The sequence below is a fragment of the Winogradskyella sp. genome (assembly GCF_965228925.1).
GTDB lineage: Bacteria > Bacteroidota > Bacteroidia > Flavobacteriales > Flavobacteriaceae > Winogradskyella.
On the sequence record NZ_OZ245845.1, the window covers coordinates 4,426,974 to 4,448,190 of the forward strand.

Genomic DNA, 21,217 nt, shown 5'->3' on the forward strand with positions numbered 1-21,217 from the left:
TAGCGTTTAAAGATGAGGCCTATATAGAAGGGTATGAAAACTGCCGTTCAACTTTAACGCGCACTAACACTTTCGTAATTCCGTTTTACAAAATCTAGTGCATTCTTTACAATTTCGCCCATGGTTTTGCTTTTCTTAAAATTAACGTCTAGCGTATACTTATAAATGTCATCTTTTAGTCTTGTGATATGCTTCTCATTAGATATTTCGTCTGAGACCATACATTCTAAAAGCGCATTCACCCTATTTTGAAAACTAATGATGCGTTTTGCAACAATAGACCGCTCTTCGATCTTATATTGTTCAATGGATTCGTTTTGTATTTTATGCTGCACCAACTCTACCATCTTTAAATTTTCCTTAAAAAATTGAGGCATATATATTTTTAGATTGCCTTCATAGGATTGTTGGTCAAAATCAATAGCCCTAATTTTAAATACGACATGATCAAAATCGTGAATCGGCACGATGACATAATTGTAAGAGCGCATATCTCCTAAGAGTCTAATCATAGAACGTTCGTTAAATTTGACAAATTCCTTGGCAATTTGTGCTTTTTCAGAATCCAAGCAATTGTCTAAACTGTTCTTAATAAATTCGTCACCGGGAATACCCGAGATATGCTCTTCAATCAAGGTGTCCCTACAAACTAAAAAGTTGATGCTATACGGTGATAACATATGTTCAAGTTCTAAACCGTAAATCCTTGAAGCATCAGCTTTCTTTACATAAAAATAAGTGTAATTATCGTTTAAAATATTTCTAACCTTTATCCTAAAAGGTTTTGAATTACCGAACGTACAAAAATCAATGGCATCGACATTGAGGTATTTTAAAATCCATTCCCCACCATCAGAAATTAAATGCGAATAGACTTTCTTTAAACTTCTATTAATTTCGTCCCTGTCAAATTCATTGTAATACACCCTAATCCATAAGGTATCTTCATCCTTATCATTATATATTTCTACAGCGCCCTGAAAACGCAATAAATCCGAATAAAAAATGGGTAAATCAATGTTTCTTCCGTAACTGGACAGGTAAGAATCTAAGGCTTTAGAAACAGGATACGAAGGCTTTTTTTTCGATATTTTCACATCATCTTCCATTGCTTAAATGTAATGCTTTTCATAAAAACTGTAACAAATTTTGATAGATTTCGTCTTAACTACATAAGCTAAAAATTATTTAGCATTTTGTAGAACCAATCAATCTTTAAAAACCAATCATATCTTGGAGCCTATCCTTACAATCAATAGTCTTACGAAAAAATTTGGCTATTTAACAGCCGTAAAAGATTTAAGCTTTACCATTAACAAAGGCAATGTCTATGGTATATTAGGACCTAACGGAAGTGGTAAATCCACCACCTTAGGTATCGTACTCAATGTCGTCAATAAAACCAGTGGAGATTTTCATTGGTTCGATGGCAATACCTCAACCCATGATGCTTTAAAACAAGTCGGTGCCATTATTGAGCGCCCTAACTTTTATCCCTATATGACCGCCGCAGAAAACCTAAAACTGGTCTGCCGAATAAAAGGCGTGGATTATAGTAAGATTGAAGAGAAATTAGACGTTGTGGGCTTGTTAGACCGAAAAGACCACAAATTCAAGACCTATTCACTAGGTATGAAACAACGTCTTGCCATTGCATCCGCTCTTCTTAATGATCCGGAAATTTTAATTTTGGATGAGCCCACCAATGGCCTAGACCCACAAGGTATTCACCAAATACGACAAATTATCAAAGAAATAGCTGCAGACGGCACTACCATTCTTTTGGCCTCGCACCTCTTAGATGAAGTAGAAAAAGTTTGCTCCCATGTCGTCGTATTACGAAAAGGTGAAAAATTATATTCTGGTCGTGTGGACGAGATGATTAACAGTTATGGCTTTTTTGAACTGAAAACCGATAAGCTCGATAACCTATTGAAATTATTGGAAGCCGACATTAATTTTGGTAAGCTAAAAGTCGAAGGTGATTTAATCACCGCATTTTTAAATGAACCGATGTCCGCTGCGGATTTTAATCAATTAATGTTCGATAAAGGTATTGTGCTATCCCATTTGGTAAAACGAAAAGAAAGCCTTGAAGAACAATTCTTACAACTAACCGATAATTTAAACTAAAGATTTGTCATGTTGAACTCTCGTACTGCGTATAGTCGACGTATGGTTCAACATCTTATCCATATTAAACCACAACTTCACAACCAATCCACTTTATATGTTACGTCTTGTTAAATTAGAATTACAAAAACTCTGGCTCAACAAAGTCAGTCGCATCCTAATTTTTGTATCCTTTATATTACCTTTTACCGTATTAGTACTGTCATCGATTAAGATTAACTTTTTCGGCTTCTTTACTCTGGAATTGGGTGAACTCGGTATTTTTAATTTCCCAATTATTTGGCATATCACCACATTTTTTGCCTCATATTTTAAATTCTTCTTTGCCATCGTTGTTGTGAGTATGATTGGTAACGAATACAGCAATAAAACGCTTAAGCAAAATCTTATTGATGGTCTTAGTAAAAAGGAATTTATACTCTCCAAGTTTTATACGATTGTATTCTTTTCGCTTTGTGCCACCATTTTAATCGGCGTAGCATCCTTCTTTATTGGACTCTACTACTCTAGCTATACAGAAGCATCCATCATATTTAGGGAGATAGAGTTTTTGTTGGCTTACTTTATTAAGCTTGTTGGATTCTTTAGTTTGTGTTTATTCTTTGGAATGCTATTAAAGCGCTCAGCCTTTGCTTTAGGGTTTTTATTTGTGCTTTACATTTTTGAATGGTTGTTCTTCTGGGGAGCCTATGAAATTTTAGGAAGTGGTGATGCCGCTTTTCGAGTAAAGAATGTGCTGCCTTTAGAATCCATGTATAAGCTCATTGATCAACCGATTCAGCGTATTGTGATGACCAAATTCCCAGAAAAAACCGATATTGCCTATGATTATGCCGTACATTGGTACGAAATCGCCATCGTCTTGGGTTGGTCTGCACTATTCATCTTTTTATCGTATCGATTATTAAAAAAGCGAGATTTATAATATCTTTGGTAGCTATTGCTATAAATTTTCAATACTAAAACTAGGAAAATAAGAGTTCTAGTTGTTTTATAGTATTGATAAGTGTCTGTTCTACACCAAAGATGTTATGAAGAAGATCTCTTTTGTATGTTTCTTAATTATGTTTTGCTGCCCTATTTTTGGGCAAAATGAAGCCTCTTATTGGTATTTTGGTCGTAATGCCGGCGTGCGTTTTGATGCGGCTGCAGGAACCGTTACAGCGGTTACTGATGGCCAACTCAATACTTTAGAAGGTTGTACTACTATTTCAGATGCCGATGGCAATCTGTTGTTTTATTCAGATGGTAGTACGGTGTGGAATAGAAATCACCAAGTTATGCTTAATGGTACTGGTCTTAGAGGTGATGACTCTAGCACCTCTTCTGGTGTTATTGTTCCTAAGCCCCAAGATCCAGATTTCTATTATATTTTTACGGTTGATGAACCCCATCACAACAACACGTCAAATTTTCCTAATGAAGTTGCCAATGATGGTGTTAATGACGGTTTAATGTACTCCAGAGTCAATATTTTAGATGATGGCGGTTTAGGTGCTGTGGATGCTGTTGAAAAAAATATTCCACTCATAACCTATGACACGACAGATCCATTAGCCACAGAATTAAAGTGCTCAGAAAAGATTACGGCAGTCAAGGCAGATGATTGTTTTTCCTTTTGGGTAATCACACATTTTGCGGACACCTTTTATGCTTTTAAAATTGATGATAGTGGTGTGGACCCTAATCCTGTCACTTCCGTGGTTGGCCCAAATATTCCTTTACAAGGCTACAGGCGTAATGCTCTTGGGTATTTAAAAGCCTCGCCAGATGGCACAAAATTAATATCGGCAAATTTCGGTGAATCCACTGTTCCTGGTGGTGACGCAGGAGGAGGCATTTATTTGTTCGATTTCGATAATGATACAGGCATAGTGTCTAATGCTGTTGAACTTTACAGCGCTCAAAATAACAACAGTCCTTATGGCGTAGAATTTTCAGCGGAAAACCGAAAAGCTTATGCTACTGTTGGTTTTGGACCGGGCGGCGGCGGCGCTAGTCAAATACTGCAATGGGATCTTGAAGCCGCAGATATTCCTAATTCACTGCAGGTCATTCATAGCTCTAATACCTTTAGCGCAGGTGCTTTACAGTTGGGAGTTGACAGACGTATTTATAGAGCACTAACGGATTTTAGTCGTCTTGGTAACGGACAACCTACAGGTTTTTATCTCGGTGTTATTAATAATCCTGAAGAAGACGGCTTAGCAACAAACTACGTTGACGAAGGCGTGCTTTTAGACGTCAATGGAAATAATCAAAATTTGAGTCGTATCGGTTTACCACCATTCATTCAGTCCTTATTCAATTCTCAAATAGACATTATAAGAAATGGCGAAAGTACCACAGAACTCAGGTTATGTGCAGGCGGCGATTACACACTTCAAGCCGATGATATACCAGGTGCTGATTATGTATGGTCCCGTGATGGTAATCCACTACCAGAAAGCTCATCGCAATTATTTGTGGACACCCCAGGATTCTATGAGGTTTTTATTGAGCCTAACAATGGGGATTGTCCTATTGAAGGAAACGCCGTAGTTGGTGTTTTCGAAATTCCCGTTGCTAATCCAATGACCGATGTGAGTGTTTGTGATAATTTTCTAAATGATGGTATTTTCAGTGAGTTCGATTTCACTAACAAGGATAGCGAAGCTTTACTAAATCAGGATGCTACACAATTTAGTGTGGCGTATTATAACGATCCAGATGACGCAGATGCCAATATCCTTGACAATAGGATCATATTCCCTTATACCAATACCGTTAACGATCAAATTATATATGCAAGAGTCTATAATAACGATAGCCCCAATTGTGGTAACACGACGTCTTTTGTAATTAGCGTTTTTAATACTCCGCAAATTGCTCAACTCGATACTATTGAATTCTGTGATAATGAAGGCGACCCCATGGATGGTTTTGCTACTATTGAATTGGGGGATTTAATTCCAACAATTAGAGGAGATCAAGAAGAAGCAGACACAAGTGTTACATTTCATTCGTCTCAGGAGGATGCCGATGACAATGTGTCTCCCTTACCGCTTAGCTATACGAACACAACGGCCTTAAATGAAACTATTTTTGTAAGGATAGAAAATACAAACAATACTGATTGTTATAGTACTGGGAGTTTTAGTCTTATTATTAATGATACACCGGTTGCCAATGATATATCCATTTTACAGTGCGATGAAGATGGCATCCCTGAAGGCTTTACGACTTTTAACATCAATCTATTCAATGATGATGTAACGGGTGGCGCAACGGAACGTTCCGTAACCTATTACCTTTCGTTAGCCGATGCCGAAAACGAGATGGACCCTATCAATTCTGGTGCCTTCGATAATTTCTTTAATCCACAGATTGTCTATGCTAGGGTGACCAATACTAATACAGGCTGTATAAGCTTTAGCGAAGTGTCCCTCGAAGTCAGTACGACAGCTTCCAACAATGCCAGCCTATCCGTTTGTGACGATGACGGTACAGAAGATGGTTTTGCCCTATTCACACTCGACGATAGCGATACCACCGTACTAGCCGGTGCTCCTGCGGGACTCGACCTTCAATATTATGAAACCTATAACGACGCCTTGCTCGAATCTAATCCTTTGGGCAATACCTTTACCAATACCGTTCCCTACAACCAAACCATATATGCGCGTGTGGAAAACGCCAATGCCTGTTATGGTATCAGTGAAATTCAGCTCACCGTTTTTGAGCTGCCCAACATCCAAACCGAAGCAGAGACCCTCTATTGCCTCAACTTTTTTCCTGAGACTATAGTCCTCGATGCCGGCGTCCTCAATGGCTCGCCTAGCAACTTCTACTTCGATTGGTCCACAGGTGAAAATACGTCCACTATTGAAGTCAACGCCCCTGGCACCTATACTGTAAGGGTAACCAATACTGATGGTTGCTTTAAGGACAGGTCCATTACCGTTGTGCCCTCTAATATTGCGACCATAACCGATATTGACATTAGGGATGCCACCGAGAACAATACCATAACCGTGATCGTCAGTGGTGAAGGCGATTATGAATATGCCCTGGACGATAGCAATGGGCCTTATCAAGACTCCAACGTTTTTGAGGATGTAAGGCCTGGACTCTATACCGTTTTTGTAAGGGATAGAAATAATTGTGGCATTACCGAAGAACTGGTCTCCGTAATCGGGTTCCCTAAGTTCTTTACGCCCAACAATGACGACACTAACGACTTTTGGCAGGTAAAGGGCATCAGCAGACAGTTTCAACCCAATACCTCCATACTGATTTTTGACCGCCAAGGAAAGCTCTTAAAGGAACTCGATCCGCTGGGTCCTGGATGGGACGGGACCTATAACGGTGCCAAAATGCCCTCGAGCGACTATTGGTTCAGGGTACAGCTACAAGACGGCAGGACCTTTACAAGTCATTTTAGTTTGAAGCGATGAAATTAAAACATAAGCTAATTTTTAAATCTCTCGGACTTTGCATCATGCTAAGCGCTTCGCTTATTGGTTTCTGCCAAGAGCCAAACGATTGTGCTAATGCTGTGACGATTTGTGGAAATTCCAATCTTAGTTTAGACGTCAATGGCGTAGGAACTCAAGAATTAATCGGATCTAATACCTGCTCCAGCCAAGAAAATAACAGTATTTGGCTCGAAGTCACTATAGCGACTTCTGGAACCCTAGCTTTTACACTAACACCAGGTAGTACAGATATTTCTGAAGATTATGATTTCTTCCTTTTTGGCCCTAATGCGACCTGTGGCAATATAGGTCAGGCCATTAGATGCTCTACAACGAATCCTGCGGCTGCCATGCAAGGCAATAATTTAACAGGAATGAGTCCTGATGATCCAGATCCTGATGAAGGCCCAGGTGCAGATGGGGATAGTTTTGTAAGTGATTTGGATGTGCTTGCCGGTGAGACCTATCTTCTAGTCATTGATCGTCCTATTGGCAATAGCCCATTTTCAATAGAATGGACGGGTACGGCTTCCTTCCCAGACAATCCATCAAATCCTGTTTTGCCGAATCCAAATTCTACGAGCTTACCTAACTTAGATTTATGTGATAACCAAGCCCCCTTCGACGATTTAATACGACAAATTGATCTGACTTCACTGAGACAAGACATTATTAATGGTCAAGGTGATGTTGCCGTAAGTTTCCATAATTCAGAAAATGATGCGAATATTAACGTCAACCCTTTAGGCGATGTATTTACAAGTTTTTTTTCAACTCAAATCGTCTTTATTAGAATTGAAAACACCACGACCAATTGCTTTATCCTTAACACTTTGGAAGTCAATATATCTGGGCTCACTAATTTTAATCCACCAACGACTTTTGAAGTCTGTGATGATGACACTGATGGTGACGATCAAAATGGTCTGACCACATTCGATCTTGATATTAAAACTCAGGAAATTGTAAATGGTGTGGTAGGTGCTAATTATAATATCAGTTATCATTTAGATCAGACCGATGCCGAAGCAGGTATAGCTCCTTTACCGACACTATTTTCCAATACCGTTCCAACCCCTACTGAAGTATTTGCACGTATTGAGGATTTGGATAGTGGCTGTATAGGATTCACATCCTTTAATATTATTGTAGCTGAAAAGCCCATTGCCAACGATATTTCATTATTACAGTGTGATGAGGATGGCATTCCTGAAGGCTTTACAATATTTAATCTCACTGAGGCGACCGATGCTGTAGTTGGCAGTAGCCCAGACACTTCGGTCAATTACTATTTATCCTTAGTCGACGCAGAGAATCAAGACAATGAAATCAATGCCGATGCCTTTGAGAACTTCCTCAATCCACAGATTGTTTATGCTAGGGTGACTAATACCAATACAGGCTGTATAAGCTTTAGCGAAGTGTCCCTTGAGGTCAGTACGACGGCCTCCAACAATGCCAGCCTATCTGTTTGTGACGATGATGGTACCGAAGATGGTTTTGCCTCATTCACCCTCAGCGATAGCGATGCCATTGTCCTAGCGGGTGCTCCTGCGGGACTCGACCTTCAATATTACGAAACCTATAACGACGCCTTGCTCGAATCTAATCCTTTGGGCAATACCTTTACCAATACCATTCCACACAACCAAACCATATATGCGCGTGTGGAAAACGCCAATGCCTGTTACGGCATCAGCGAAGTTCAGCTCACCGTTTTTGAGCTGCCCAACATCCAAACCGAAGCAGAGACCCTCTATTGCCTTAACTTTTTCCCTGAGACCATAGTCCTCGATGCCGGCGTCCTCAATGGCTCGCCTAGCAACTTCTACTTCGATTGGTCCACAGGTGAAAATACGTCCACCATTGAGGTCAACGCCCCTGGCACCTATACTGTAAGGGTAACCAATACTGACGGTTGCTTTAAGGACAGATCCATTACCGTTGTGCCCTCAAATATTGCGACCATAACCGATATCGACATTAGGGATGCCTCTGAGAACAATACCATAACCGTCATCGTCAGTGGTGAAGGCGATTATGAATATGCCCTGGACGATAGCAATGGGCCTTATCAAGACTCCAATGTTTTTGAGGATGTACGACCTGGACTCTATACCGTTTTTGTAAGGGATAGAAATAATTGTGGCATTACGGAAGAACTGGTCTCCGTGATCGGGTTCCCCAAGTTCTTTACGCCCAACAATGACGACACTAACGACTTTTGGCAAGTAAAGGGCATCAGCAGACAGTTTCAACCCAATACCTCAATACTGATTTTTGACCGCCATGGAAAGCTCCTAAAGGAACTCGACCCGCTGGGTCCTGGATGGGACGGGACCTATAATGGTGCCAAAATGCCTTCGAGCGACTATTGGTTTAAGGTAGAGCTGCAAGACGGTAGAACCTTTACCAGTCATTTTAGCTTGAAACGATAGATTAAAAAATTGTAATTTAGTTTTACCAAAGTACGTCTTTTGAAAACAGCACACTATATACTTTGCATATTTTTGTTTGGTGTGGCTATCCCTCTGCGTGCACAAGACATTTCACTATTTCAGCAATTTAATGGTCGATTTGACTATGTGGCCATCGGTAATACTCTAAATCTGATGGAAAATGGCAATTTTGTTCCCTGCGTGATTCAAACCTCGTCGTCTGCAGATTTAAATCTTAGCTCCACTCAAAATGTTGCAGCGGCCTATTTATATTGGGCAGGTTCTGGTAGTGGAGATTTTGACATTATGCTCAATGGCATAGAGGTAAATGCAGAACGTACTTTTAGTGATAGTCTGGATAGTGTACGCGTCTTTTTTGCTGCCTTTGCCGATGTCACCGATATTATCACTAGTCAAGGTAATGGCACTTATACCATTTCAGACTTTGATTTAACGAATGTTATAACACCCTACTGTCCTTCGGGTACCAACTTTGGTGGTTGGGCCATTACCATAATTTATGAAGATGATGGACTGCCCCTTAATCAGCTCAACGTTTATGACGGTCTGCAGAGTGTCCCAACATTCTTGAGCATTACCTTAGACAATCTTAATGTATTGGATAATGAAGATGCTAAAATAGGGTTTATTGCCTGGGAAGGTGATAGCGCATTAGCAGTCAATGAGCAATTGACTATTAATGGTAATGTCATCAGTAATCTACCATTGAATCCAGCCAACAATGCCTTTAATGGTACTAATTCATTTACAGGATCTAACAATTTATATAATATGGATATTGATGTCTACAATATTCAGGATAATATAAATATCGGCGATACTTCAGCTACCATTACATTAACCTCAGGACAAGATTTTGTAATGATTAACAACATCATCACCGTCTTAAATAGTCAGTTGCCAGATGCTACCATAGATATTAATGACTATATCGTGAATTGTGGTGATAATAGTGTAGAACTTTTTTATACTGTGAATAATTTTAATAGCACATCTAATTTAGCGGCTAACACACCCATTGCATTTTATTTAGATGATCTATTAATCGGTCAGAGCCAAACCATGGACGTCATCAATATCGGAGATAGTGAAAGTAATACTATAACACTCACGGTTCCTGAGAATTCTAGTCCTAACTTGACCATTGTTGCGGTAGTAGATGACGACGGTACTATGACAGGAACCGTAACAGAAATTAACGAAGATAATAATAGCAATACGGCTGATATTGAATTATTAGTGATACCAGACATCATAATATTGCCTAATCTTATTGGATGTAATGAAGGTTTTGAAGTATCTACCTATAACCTATTTGAAGCTTTAGAAAGCCTAGATTATGAAGAAGACCAAGTTTCATTTTATCTATCCCTCGACGATCTAGAAATGGCTGCGAACGCCATTTTAATCCCAACCATGTATAATAATACGAATAATCCTGAAATCGTATACGTTCGATTTGAGAGCCCACCCTGTTACGAGATTTATCAATTTCAGCTCACCGTAGAAAATTGCCCACCTTTTATACCCAATGGATTTTCTCCGAACGATGATACTTATAACGATTGGTTTAACATCCAAGGCCTGTACGATATTTTTACGGAACATGACCTTCATATATATAATCGCTATGGCGACCTCATATTTCAAGGCAATAATAATAAACCATGGCTGGGTAAAATAAATCGTGGCCTAAATAATCATGGCAATACAGTTCCCGTGGGTACTTACTATTATGTCTTAAATCTCAATGATCCCGACTATCGACCAATGGTAGGTTGGGTGTACGTAAATTATTAAAAGTGTTAAGATTTTAGTTAATTCATCTTATTCTTTTGGAACTCTTAAGAAGTCATTATAATTTTAATACACTCACAAAGACCTATAGCCTCCCTCTTCTCTCTTTGTAGCCCTTCCCTCAAACTTATTGTTCACAATTAATTGAAGATTAATATGCTTTAAAATATGACGATATGGAGTTTCAGGTTAAGAAACATTATCTGTTGAGGTATAATGTTTTCGAAATTTCAATTTGGGAAAAAGGCCTCTAATTGGGGCCTTTTTTAATCCCGGCCCACATGTTTTGCTTCTAAATGTTAACGTTTTGTGTATTTTGTCGTATTTTTTTGTATTTAATCTTTATTCCCCTTACTTTACCACCCCCAATTACCCTGAATCTAATTGATTAATAGTTTATAAACTTAACCGCTAGCTTATGAATTATATTCATCGCCCCCTCTTTGTATGGCTATGCCTTTTTTGCAGCGTTTTGAGCGCGCAACAAATCACAGTAGATAATACAATAGCAGTACAAGATTTAATTGAGAATAACTTAATCCAAGGTTGTGTTGAAGTTTCAAACATAAGTTCACCTTCTAATGGTAGCGTCGTTGGATTAGGCAGCTTTGGTTATTTTGAACGTAGCTCTTCAAATTTCCCATTTCAAAATGGTATTGTTCTAACTACGGGAAATGCAAGCTCAGCCGGAAATGGTTTAAATTCCGAAATTCTCAATGACGGCAATGGTAATTGGACCACCGATCCTGACTTAGAAGCCGTACTTGGTATTACCGGTACCTTAAATGCAACCTCTATTGAATTTAATTTTATATCTATAGCCAATCAGATACAGTTTAATTATATACTAGCCTCTGAGGAATATTTCGGGAATTTTCCATGTCAATACTCCGACGGCTTTGCTTTTTTGATTCGTGAAGCTAATACCAACAATCCTTATGTTAATATTGCACTAGTTCCGGGAACCAATACTCCCGTTAACACCAATACCGTACATGATGAGATTGTAGGCTTTTGCGATGCCTCTAATGAACAGTATTTTGAAGGTTATAATATAGGAGACACCAATTATAATGGCAGAACTACAGTGCTTTCTGCTTCAGCTTCAATTTTACCGAACGTCGAATATCAAATTAAGTTAATTATTGCAGATCAAACGGATGAAAATTACGATTCTGCTGTATTTATTCAAGGTAATAGTTTTAATGCGGCTGTTGATTTGGGTGATGATTTTTCTACCTGCGCCAGTGTTGTCAATTTAGATGGGGATATTGAAAATCCTCAAGCAACTTACAGTTGGTATTTTAATGATGTATTGGTCCCCGGTGCGGACCAAACTTCCTTTGATGCTTTACAAACGGGAAATTATCGCGTAGAGATAGAGATTCCATTAGCAGGAGGTACTTGCGTCATAGAAGATGACATTAACCTAATCTTAAGCTCCACACAATCATCAGATCCTATTTCAGATTACGAACTGTGTGATGATCTTAGCAATGATGGTATTGAGACCTTTGACTTGTCGACTAAAGATGCGGAAGTATTAGCTTCTGTTCCTGACTCTAACTACAGTATTTCTTACCATTACAGTAACACTGCCGCCCAAAATGGTATTAATCCTATTACTGGGCCCATCCAAAATACGAACAACTTAGAGGCCATTTACGTAAGAATTGAAGATATTGACAATGGATGTTTGGCATTTTCAACTATAAATCTTATTGTTAATCCACTGCCAGATATTTCGGATCCCACACCACTAGAGGTTTGCGACGACCAAACTGACGATGGGTTTACCAGTATGGATCTTAATATTAAAAACGACGAAATAACTAATGGACAAGCTAATTTAGCAGTCACCTATCACAACTCCCCCGCTGATGCTGCAACGGGTAGCAACCCAATACCCATGCCTTATGTAAATACCAGTCCCAATGAGCAAGTTTTTGTACGTGTACAAAACCCTCAGACAGGCTGTGTCAGCACAACGAGCTTAGATATTGTCGTTTTAGACAATCCTGTTATTAATACAGCAGAACATTATATCGATGCCTGTGATATTGATCACGACGATTTTGCAAGTTTTGATTTAACTTCAATTATTCCCGAGGTACTTCAAGGATTAACAGGAGTTAGCGTCACATTTCACGAAATCTATGAAGATGCGCTTTCTGGAGCAAACCCAATCATAAACGATACTAATTATACCAACACTACTGCCCAAGAGCAAATCGTATATATTAGAGTTGTAAGTGATACCACAGGATGCGCCTCGGTAACGCCAATTGAGCTTCATACTAATTTATTACTTACGGCGACGAACATTAATGATATAAGCCGATGTGACATAGATAATGACGGTATTGAGTTATTCGACTTTTCAGATATCGCAAATTATATTGTCCATGATTTACCATTTGATATAACCATAGCATTTTATCTTACAGAAGAGGACAGAGATAACCAAGTAAATCCCTTAGACCAAGGCGTTCCGTTTGCTCCAACTAGTAATCCTCAGACCATTTATTTAGGTCTGTCGAGTCCGACCTGTTACGATATAGCACAAATTGACCTTGTACTAGTTCCTGTCCAAGAATTCGAGGCCATTGTAAGCCAAACGGTTTGTGACGAAGATCAAGATGGACTAACTACAACCGATTTGTCTCAATTTGATGTTTTAGTCATGGATGGGCAAGATGGGTTTAGCGTTACTTATTTTCTTTCAGAAACTGACGCTACGAGTAATACTGATGCCCTACCCACCTTTTATACTAACACGACTAACCCATTTACCCTATATACAAGGATCGTCTCTGACCAAACAGGTTGCTCGGATACCAATTCATTTGAAATTACCGTCTTAGAAGCACCTGTTACCACTAGCCCATCGCCTATCGTGATTTGCGATGATGACCAAGATGGCTTCTTCATCGTTAACCTCTTAGATGTTATTCCACAGGTGGTGAGTAATACCAATGAAAGACTCATCAGTTTTCATTCTAGCCAAGAAGATGCTGATAATGCAGCAGACGCCATAATCAATGAAAATGTCTTTAACGCTCAAACTGAATCCGTATTTATTCGCGTAGAAAATACAATAACAGGGTGTCATTCTACTGAAACATTACCTATTATTGTGAACACACTTCCTGTATTTACGGCTATAAGTAATTATAAAATTTGTGAAGACAGTAGTGATGGGTTTGGAGACTTTATATTCAATACCAAAGATGCTGAAATTCTAAACGGGCAAACAGGCAAGCAGGTCCTATACTATTTGAATCAGAATGATGCCGATAACCGAACCAATGCCATTGACAAAAATGCAGCTTTCCAAAACACCAGTAATCCACAGACTATTTTTGCAAGAGTGGAAAATCTATCGGATGAAGATTGTTATGATACTACCAGCTTTACGATTGAAGTAGGTACAAATCCTGTTTTTAATACGCCTAGCGATTGGTTTGTGTGCGATGACATCACAAATGATGGTTCTGAGACTTTTGATTTGAGTACCAAAATTACAGAAGTATCAGAGGGAATAGCAGAGAACTTAACGGTGACATTTTATACCTCACTATTTAATGCCGAAAACAGTATTGATGCACTGCCTCTTCAATTTACAAATACGGTCAATCCACAGACCATATTTGTCCAGATAGATAATGGTACCATTTGTAATTCTATTTCGTCTTTTGAATTGAATGTTATTCAAGTTCCTGAAGCTAATCCATCCATACCAATGGTATTTTGTGATACAGATTATGACGGTTTTATGCAGTTTGATTTAACGAATGCCGAATTCGATATCCTGGACGTTAGGCAAGATGATATTGAGATTACGTACTTTGAAAATTTTGAAGATGCGGAAGCACACATTAACATCATAGCAAATCCAGAGGCATATACCAATACAAGCAATCCGCAGACTGCTTATATCAAAATTACCAATACCATATCTAATTGTTATGCTTTAGTTCCCATTGATTTAATTGTCAATACACCTCCTGTAATTAATGATTTTCAGTCTTATGAGATTTGTGATAATGAAAACAACAGTTTTGACCTTACGGAAATTAATCAAATCTTAGTAGATGATGGTACCGATGTATTATTTAGCTATTTTTCAAATGAAACTGATGCCTTAACTAACGAAAATGCGTTAAGTTCCGACTATACGTATTTGACGAATAATGATTCCATATATGCCCGAGCTGAGTTTAGTACCACAGGTTGCCATGCGATTTATGAATTTAATTTAAATATCAATCCACTTCCGATTGCTAATCAACCCGACGATTTAATGGCCTGTGATGATGATTTCGATGGCCTGCTGGAATTTGACCTGACCCAACAAAATGCGAGTATCTTAGGAACTCAAAATCCATCAAATTTTAGTATCACTTATTATAATTCAGAACAGGATGCCAATAATGGCATAGCGCCTTTAAACACTAATTATATTGCCTTTGATTCTGAAGTTATCTTTGCCAGAATAGAACATAATACAACGGGGTGCCATGCGACCACACAATTCTCAGTGGTCATTCATCCTTTGCCAATAATTGATCTTGAAGATCAAGTCATTTGCCTGGACAACCTTCCATTGCTTGTTTCAGCGAATACGAATCAGCCAGCCGACCAATATTTGTGGTCAACCGGAGAAACGACTCCTGAAATTGAAATCAGTGAAGTCGGTACCTATTGGGTGACCGTAACTACCGAATTTGGTTGCCAAGACACAAGAGTATTTGCTGTTTCAGAGTCTGAAGCCGCTACAATTGAGGCTACTGAGATCATTGATTTTTCTGACCCTAATAATATTACGGTGACTATAAGTGGTATTGGCGATTATTTATACCAATTAGACGATGGCGAACCTCAAGAATCCAATGTCTTTGAGAATGTAGCTATGGGCTACCATACCGTAACTATTATAGACTTAAATGGTTGTTCTGAAGTAACAAGAGAAGTCTTGGTCATCGACATCCCGAAGCACATGACACCTAATAATGACGGACAGTTTGATACTTGGCATATCGTCGGTGTAGAAACCTTACCAGGTACTGTTATTCATATCTTTGATCGTTATGGTAAGCTTCTAAAAATACTAAAGCACAATACTCCAGGATGGGATGGCACATTTAAGGGTCACAAATTACCTGCCAATGACTATTGGTTTGTAGCCGATGTAAGACGCGGTACCCAATCATTCCAAGTCAAAGGGCATTTTGCCATTCGCCGCTAGTTATAGCCGGCAAATATTAGACATCTGCAAGGGCAATATTTAACTTTTCTCTATATTTGTAGTAGACTAGCTTAAATTTCTATAAATAGACCCTTTAAAAAAAGCAATGAAAAAGAAAAGTTTCCATACACTTCTCTGCTTTCTCGTGTCTATATGTTTTGGATATACGCAACAAATTGTCACAGATAATTCCCAACAGCCCGAACAACTTATTCAGAATATTGCGGGTAACAATTGCGTTATAACTAGTAATGTTTCCTCGCCTGTTAATGGCAATATCAATAATATCTTAAGCTACGGTAGTTTTAACAGGGGAACCTCCGATTTTCCTCTAGAAAATGGTATGGTTTTGTCCACAGGAAGTGTCAATAGTGCTGGTAATACCTTCATTGAAGATAATCTCAGCGAGGGAAATCTAAATTGGCAGACCGATCCCGATATTATTAACATTTTGGGCATAGATCAAACCCTCAATGCCACTTCGATAGCGTTTGATATTGTTTCGGCCAATGATTTCCTTACTTTCAGATATCTTTTTGCCTCTGACGAATATCAACAAGAATACCCATGCAATTTTAGGGATGTCTTTGCCATATTGATCAAAAGGGCTGGAACAACGGACCCTTATGTCAATATTGCAACAGTCCCCGATACGACAACCGAAGTCGGTACCAATACCATTCGTCCAGAAATTGACGGTTTCTGTGATGCACAAAATGAAACATATTTTCAAGGGTACAACATCGGTAACACGAATTTTAACGGGCACACCACCGTGTTAACAGCAAGTACCGAAATAATACCGGGCGAAACCTACCATATTAAGTTTGTCATAGCTGATCACATCGATCAGCGTTTCGATTCGGCCGTCTTTATAGAAAATGGTTTTGGGAGTGCTGTTGATCTTGGTCCAGACCAATCAGTTTGTGGCAATACCCTTAGCTTAGATGCCGAAATCAATAATCCTGCGGCCACGTACAGCTGGTTCCTAAATGGAACTCAGATACCAGGAGAAAATAATTCGACTTTAGAAGTCAATGCCTCAGGGACTTATAGTGTGGAAATTTCACTGCCATTCAATGCAGGTGATTGTATTTTAACCGATAGTGCAGATATTGAAGTTATACCCTTTCAACAAGCTGAGCCTATTAGTGATCTTCTCGTTTGCGATATAACGCTTAATGATGCTATCTACGACTTTGACTTTTCTTTTTATAAAGATGATGAAATACTGGCTAATTTACCATCTAGCGATTATGTGATTAGTTATCATTTAACTGAGGATGATGCCCAAAACAACCTTAACCCCATTACAGGTATCTATCAAAACTCTGCCCCAGAAGAGATTATTTTTGTCAGAATAGAAAGTTTAGACGGTAGTTGCTTGCAGGTCGGAAGCTTTAATCTATCGGTAACCTTACCACCAAATATTTCAACATTAAATTTTTTCTTAGACATTTGTTTCGATTTCATAACAGATCCTGGTATTACTGAGCTTAACCAATTTGATGTTGTCATGGCCAATAGTGAAATCAATAGAGTGGTCACCTATTACATGAGTGAGAGCGATGCTATCAACAGAATAAATGCCATAACGGATTTTCCTGATTTTAGTGAACAGCCCCCTTATGTCGTTGCAAGGGTAGAAATTACGGGGGCTTCTAATGAATGCTTTTCACTCGCTTATATAAATTTCAACTATCTAAACCCGCCTGATCTAGGTATGGATCAACTCGTTTTAAGTGAATGTATAGACCCTATGTACGAGGAGTTTGAAGGGACGACATTATATACTTATAATACGGTTCCCGTAACCTTCGATATTGAAGGCTATTTTGAGTATTTAGAAACAACCTTATTCCCTGGTTCTACAGTAAGCACTCTAGAACTCTATGGCCTCGGTAACCCTAGGACCTTAGTTTTAACAGATGCTCCATATTTTACACTTCGACTGGGCATAGCCTTTGAAAATGCCAATTGCCAGACTGAAATACCATTAATCGTTCATAAAAATTTATTGTATAATGTCATCGGTAGCGACAACGAATACTATTTATGTGATGACAGCTCTAACGACGGCATCGTCGATTTTAACTTAGCAGATGTGGCCGCAGAGCTTAAAGGGGCTTATGATGACATAGATATAGACTTTTATCTAACAGAAACGAGTCTTCAGAGCAACAGTAACGCGCTTGATCAAACCACAGCATTGACAGTCACCAATGAACAAACACTATTTATAGGTGCTAGCTATGATGGTTGTAGTTATAATTCGCAAGTTACTTTAAAGATTCATCCGTCATTGGCACTGTCCAATTACACCTTTGATTATTGCGGTTATACCGACGCTTTAACCAATACAACAAGGATTATTTTAGAGCCCTTGAAGGAGAATATTATTAGTGATCTCGGCATTACTGGAACAGTTGAAGTTTATGAAACTCTTGAAAATGCCCAAAACCAAGTCGATCTAATTTCTGGTAGTTCCTATGACTTGAGTACAAATCAAGATTTATATATTAGAGTAACTGATCTTTTTACGGGTTGTTATGATATATCAACGCTGCAACTCAATGTTATTCCTATAATTGAAACCTTCAACTCTGAACCGATTATCATTTGCGATGAAGATCAAAATCTCATTGCTACCGTCAACCTCGAAGATGTTTTGGATGGTCTCACCACAAACAATGCTGATCTCAGTATTACATTTCATGAATCACTCGATCATGCCGTTAGCGAGTTTTATGAATTTCTATCGATTTCCGACCCGAGTAATTACCTAACGCCGAGTAGAGATGTTTATTTAAGAGTGGCACTCGATTCTGAGAGTTGTTTCACCGTACTTGATTTCGATGTGTTGATTTATGCGGATCCACAGTTGGGAGATATCCCCAGTTTTGTCAATTGCTCATCTGACCCCAATAACCCTTCGGACTTTTTATTAGAAGATAGGGATGAGCAAATCATCAATGGACAGGAGGGCATGCAGGTGCTTTACTTTGAGTCCGAAGCAGAGGCCATCAATAGAGAAAATCCTATTGACAAAACCATAGCCTATCAAAACTCTTTTAATCCCCAGACCATTTTTGTGCGCTTAGAAAACGCCTCTAACAATGACTGTTTTAAGGTCTCGCCTATGCAAATTGAAGTACGTCAAGAACCTATATATAACGTACCAACCGATGTCTTTGAATGTGATGTAGCTTTAAGCGGCTTGGCCACAACCGACCTAAGTATCAAAGTATCGGAAATACAAATGGCAAGCCCCACCGATCTCAATATCACTTTTCATCTTTCCCCCTTGGAGGCGAACTTGGGTACGGATGCCATTCCTTTAGACTATACGGCGACCAGTAATCCTGAATTCATTTATGCCCGCATCGAAAATATAGCATCGGGATGTGCCCTTGTAGAATCTTTCAGTATAAATACGCTGTCGATGCCAGAAGTCAACTTTGGGCAGTCGCTCGAAGGCTGTGCTAATAATTCTGAAAATCTTATACAATGGGACCTTACGGATGTTGAACTCGACATATTGGATGGCCGCCAATATAACACGGATTTCACCTATTATCCAACACAGGAGGATGCAGAAGCCGATGCAAATGCGATTACTAATCCTGAGACCTATACAAACATTCAGGACCTAAACACCATATTCGTGAGGGTAAGAAATGTGAGTACTGGCTGTTTTTCTATTGTCCCCTTCGATTTAATCATCAATCCCGCACCTTTAATTAATGAGATAGAAGCCTATGAGGTGTGCGATACAATTGACGATACCATCGATTTATCTCAGATAGATACTGTTTTAGTGGACGATCTCTCAAATATCATAGTGACTTACCACAGTAGTTTGGTAGAAGCCGAGGCCAATGTGAATCCACTTGATGTTAACTTTACCTATAATAGTCCTACCGAAAATCTATTTGCAAGGGTAGCTTTTATTACAACGGGATGTTACAGTACCCATGCCTTTAGATTGGTGGTCAACCCATTACCAATAGCCAACCAACCCGATGACCTCATCTTATGTGATGATAACTTCGATGGGGATTTACAACTGAACCTATCCGTCCAAAATGCGGCAATATTAGGAGGTCAAAGTGCCAATGTGCATTCTATAGACTACTTCTTGACAGAAGCCGATGCCATTGAAAATACGAATGCATTAGGCAACTCTTATCTGGCCTCAAATAACGATACGATATTTGTGAGACTGGAAAACGATAGTACGGGTTGTTTCGATACCACACAGTTTTCTATTATCATTAATCCTTTGCCAGTGCTAGACATCGAAGATCAAGTTTTGTGTACAGATAATTTACCGCTGGTGGTCTCTGCATTTACCGGAAATACCTTAGAGACCTATCTGTGGTCCACAGATGCTACAACGGCGGACATTGAGATTACGGAAATTGGGAGCTATAGCGTTACCATAACCAACGAATACGGCTGCGAAAGTAACTTTAGCTTCAACGTTATAGAATCAGAATCTGCCTTCATTGATGTTGTCGAAACCATAGATTTTTCGGATCCCAATAATATCATAATGACGGTCAGTGGTATTGGGGATTATTTATACCAATTGAACGATCTGCCCGTACAGACTTCGAATGTTTTTATCAATGTACCTCTTGGTTACAATACAGTAACCGTTATTGATCGTAATGGTTGCGCAGAGGTGACCAGGGAAGTCTTAGTTATAGATGCTCCTAAGCATGTGACACCAAATGGCGATGGGGACTTTGACACTTGGCACATTGTTGGCATAGAGACCCTTCCTGGTACTGTTATTCGCATTTTTGACCGATATGGCAAGGTATTAAAGGAACTGCGCCATAATACCTTTGGCTGGGACGGCACCGTCAATGGCAACAAGATGCCCGCTGGGGATTATTGGTACGTTGCCGATGTGGTGCAAAATGGAAGGCAATTCCAGATCAAAGGGCATTTTGCACTGCGTCGCTAAAATTATTTAATCGTTATTTTTCAATTTGTAACGCAACCGTTTTAGACTTTTTGCATCTAATAAATGAAAAAGAAAAAAATAAGGAAAAAATGCTATGATAATCTTTAAGAAGTCAATATTATTAAGTTAACAATAGCTTTCTAAAAAT

At 39.0% G+C, this 21,217-nt stretch carries 8 protein-coding genes and 1 pseudogene; 8 read left to right on the forward strand and 1 reads right to left on the reverse strand.

The features are described from left to right. Positions 1-53 precede the first annotated feature (53 nt). Entirely contained in the window at positions 54-1,109 is a 1,056-nt protein-coding gene (locus tag ACO052_RS18670) for a hypothetical protein (RefSeq protein ID WP_422105309.1), read from the reverse strand. A 124-nt stretch (positions 1,110-1,233) separates the two neighbouring features. Between ACO052_RS18670 and ACO052_RS18675 the strand changes: the two genes are divergently transcribed. The 8 genes and pseudogenes from ACO052_RS18675 (at position 1,234) to ACO052_RS18710 (ending at position 21,069) form a co-directional block, all read left to right on the forward strand. Beyond that, positions 1,234-2,133: an ABC transporter ATP-binding protein gene (locus ACO052_RS18675; protein WP_422105310.1), complete on the forward strand. Its 900-nt coding sequence runs from the start codon at positions 1,234-1,236 to the stop codon at positions 2,131-2,133. A 97-nt stretch (positions 2,134-2,230) separates the two neighbouring features. Continuing rightward, positions 2,231-3,058: an ABC transporter permease gene (locus ACO052_RS18680; RefSeq protein ID WP_422105311.1), complete on the forward strand. Its 828-nt coding sequence runs from the start codon at positions 2,231-2,233 to the stop codon at positions 3,056-3,058. A 106-nt stretch (positions 3,059-3,164) separates the two neighbouring features. Then, complete coding sequence (locus ACO052_RS18685) at positions 3,165-6,569, forward strand: T9SS type B sorting domain-containing protein (RefSeq protein ID WP_422105312.1); 3,405 nt, start codon at positions 3,165-3,167, stop codon at positions 6,567-6,569. After that, on the forward strand, positions 6,566-9,028 hold the full coding sequence (locus tag ACO052_RS18690) for a T9SS type B sorting domain-containing protein (protein ID WP_422105313.1): 2,463 nt from the start codon (positions 6,566-6,568) through the stop codon (positions 9,026-9,028). The genes ACO052_RS18685 and ACO052_RS18690 overlap by 4 nt, the downstream gene beginning before the upstream one ends. Positions 9,029-9,067: 39 nt before the next feature. Beyond that, a complete protein-coding gene (locus ACO052_RS18695; protein ID WP_422105314.1) occupies positions 9,068-10,849 on the forward strand; it encodes a gliding motility-associated C-terminal domain-containing protein in 1,782 nt (593 codons plus the stop codon). A 415-nt stretch (positions 10,850-11,264) separates the two neighbouring features. Next, positions 11,265-11,990 (forward strand): annotated as a pseudogene (locus ACO052_RS18700) (choice-of-anchor L domain-containing protein); the annotation flags it as partial. Between the two features lie 3,855 nt (positions 11,991-15,845). Then, positions 15,846-16,094 carry a T9SS type B sorting domain-containing protein gene (locus tag ACO052_RS18705; protein WP_422108083.1) on the forward strand — a complete coding sequence of 83 codons (249 nt, stop codon included), beginning with the start codon at positions 15,846-15,848 and terminating at the stop codon, positions 16,092-16,094. Positions 16,095-16,200: 106 nt separating this feature from the next. Then, complete coding sequence (locus tag ACO052_RS18710; protein WP_422105315.1) at positions 16,201-21,069, forward strand: choice-of-anchor L domain-containing protein; 4,869 nt, start codon at positions 16,201-16,203, stop codon at positions 21,067-21,069. Positions 21,070-21,217: the final 148 nt, after the last annotated feature.